The sequence below is a fragment of the Streptomyces sp. NPDC006283 genome (assembly GCF_040613325.1).
In the GTDB taxonomy this organism is placed as follows: Bacteria; Actinomycetota; Actinomycetes; order Streptomycetales; family Streptomycetaceae; genus Streptomyces.
In genome coordinates, this window is record NZ_JBEXRZ010000414.1 from 1 (window position 1) to 2,430 (window position 2,430).

2 protein-coding genes are annotated in these 2,430 nt (G+C 72.9%); one reads left to right on the forward strand and one right to left on the reverse strand.

Features of this window, described 5'->3' with window-relative positions:
* Positions 1–160 precede the first annotated feature (160 nt).
* Positions 161–1,165 (forward strand): DMT family transporter, encoded by a 1,005-nt coding sequence (locus ABZ070_RS36755; protein WP_356640481.1) that lies wholly within the window; start codon positions 161–163, stop codon positions 1,163–1,165.
* Here ABZ070_RS36755 and ABZ070_RS36760 read toward each other — a convergent pair.
* Positions 1,046–2,275, reverse strand: coding sequence for a transglycosylase family protein (locus ABZ070_RS36760; RefSeq protein WP_356640483.1), 1,230 nt, complete (start codon positions 2,273–2,275; stop codon positions 1,046–1,048). The genes ABZ070_RS36755 and ABZ070_RS36760 overlap by 120 nt on opposite strands.
* Positions 2,276–2,430 lie beyond the last annotated feature (155 nt).

Sequence of the window (2,430 nt, forward strand, 5' to 3'; positions counted from 1 at the left end):
GCCGGCCCGCTCCCCGGCCGCCGCAGCCGGCGCGCCTGCCGGGGGCGCGCCCCCACCGGAAGGGGGACGTGGGGACTACACCCGTACTACGCCGGTAGTACGGCCAAGTGCGTGCTCAAGAACGACGACGTGAACGCCGAAGAGGGACAGGGTGGTCACCATGAGTTCCCTCGCGCTGTCCGTGATCCTGTCACTGGTCTCCGCGGTCGCCTACGCGGCCGGGGCGATCCTTCAGGAACACGTGGCGACCACCACGCCCTCACGGCCGTACGCGCCGCTCCACCAGGCACGCTGGTGGGCCGCCGTCGCCCTGAACGGCGTGGGAGCGGTGCTGCACGTGGTGGCCCTCGCGTACGGTCCGCTGAGCCTCGTGCAGCCACTGGGAGCACTGACCATCGTCTTCGCGCTGCCGATGGCCGCGCTCTTCGTGCGCCGCAGGGCGGGCACCGCCGCCTGGCGCGGCGCGATCATGGCGACGGTCGGCCTCGCCGGACTGCTCGCTTTGACCGGGGAGACGGACTCCCGCTCGCTGGGCGAGGCCGAGCGAGGCGTGCTGGCCGCGGCGACCCTGGGCACGGTGGCGCTTGTCTTCCTGATCGCCCAGAGCGTCCACCGGCCTATCACGCGCAGCGTGCTGCTGGCCGGAGCGGCGGGCATCGCCTTCGGCATCGGTTCCGTATTCACCAAATCGGTGGCCGTCGACTGGCTGTGGGACTCGCCGCTCGACCAGTGGCCGAGCCTCGTGGCCATCGCCGCGCTGGCTGCGGGCGGCCTGCTGCTGTCGCAGGCGTCGTACCGGGGGGCGGGGCTCGCGGCGCCGCTCGCGACGGTCACCGTCGTCAACCCGGTCGTGGCGGCCGTCGTGGGCATCACGCTGTTCGGCGAGGACTTCCGGTACGGCGTGGCGGGCACGGTCCTCGCGCTCGGCTGCGGTGTGGTGGCCGCCGGCGGTCTGATCCTGCTGACGATCGAGCGGCTCGGCCACGGCGCGGCGTCCGGGGCCGGGCGCCTGCCGGCCGGGTCGGATCGACGGGCCGCGCGCCCGTCAGATCGACACGCCTCGCGCCCTGAGGTAGGCGAGGGGGTCGATGTCCGAGCCGTACCCGGGACCCGTACGGATCTCGAAGTGGAGATGCGGTCCCGTGCTGTTGCCGGTGGATCCTGAACGGGCGATCCGCTGCCCTGCGCCCACCTGCTGGCCCGAGCGCACGGTGAGCGCGGACAGGTGCGCGTACTGGCTGTACCTGCCGTCGCTGTGCCGGATGACGATCTCGTAGCCGTAGGCTCCGCCCCAGCCGGCCGAGACGACCTTGCCGGCGGCGACCGCCTTCACCGAGGTGCCGGTGGGGACGGGGAAGTCCACGCCCGTGTGATAGCCGCTCGACCATGAGGAACCGGCCTTGCGGTAGGCCGTGGAGGGACCGGCGGCGACGGGCGCGCTGAAACCGGCGCGGGGGGCGGGCCTGGGGGCGGCGGCGGGTTCGGCCTGCGGCTTGGGCTTCGGCTTCGGGGCGTTCTGCTGCTTGGGCTTGGGCTTCGGCGCGGGGGCGGTCTGCTGCTCCTGCTTGGGCTTCGCCGCCGGACGGTTCGGCGCCGTGCGCTCCGGGGCCGGGCGCTGGGGGGCGGCCTTGACCTGCAGGGTCAGCCGCTGGCCCGGGAAGATCAGGTCGGGATCGTCTCCGACCACCGTGCGGTTCTGCGCGTACAGCTGCTGCCAGCCGCCTTTGAGGCGTTGTGCGGCGGCGATCCCGGACAGCGAGTCGCCCTGGGCGACCGTGTAGCCCTCGCGCTGCGTCGGGACAGTCGTGGGCGACGCGGCCGGTCTCTGGGTGAGCCGCTTGGGCGGAGTGGACTCCTGCGTCCGGTGCCGCGCCGGCTCGACGTCGGGGCGGTCCCCGCCACGGGTCAGCCCCGCCGTCGACGAACAGGTGGGCCATGCGCGCGGGCCCTGGCCGTCGAGGACCTTCTCCGCGACCGCTATCTGCTGGTCCTTGGTGGCCAGATCCGCGCGTGGCGCGTACTGCCGGCCGCCGTACGCCTCCCAGGTGGACTGGCTGAACTGGAGCCCGCCGTAGTAGCCGTTGCCGGTGTTGATCCGCCAGTTGCCGGTCGACTCGCAGGCCGCGACCTTCTCCCACACGTCGACCGACGCCGCGTGCGCGGACCCGGCGCCCACGAGGGGCAGGGCGATGCCGGCGCCCCCGGCGGTGACGGTGAGCGAAGCCCGGTTGATGCGGCTCGGCTGATATCGGCGGTGCCGCCCGGTTCCGGCCATGGTGAACTCCCCCTGGAACGCGCTTGGTCTGTCGCAATCGGCCAACTTATGGGCGTTCGTGGCGACGTCAAGCGCGCCCTGCGCGAACACACTCCTGACGGTATCGACGTCTACTTCGACAACGTCGGCGGAGACATCCTCGAAGCGGCGCTCAC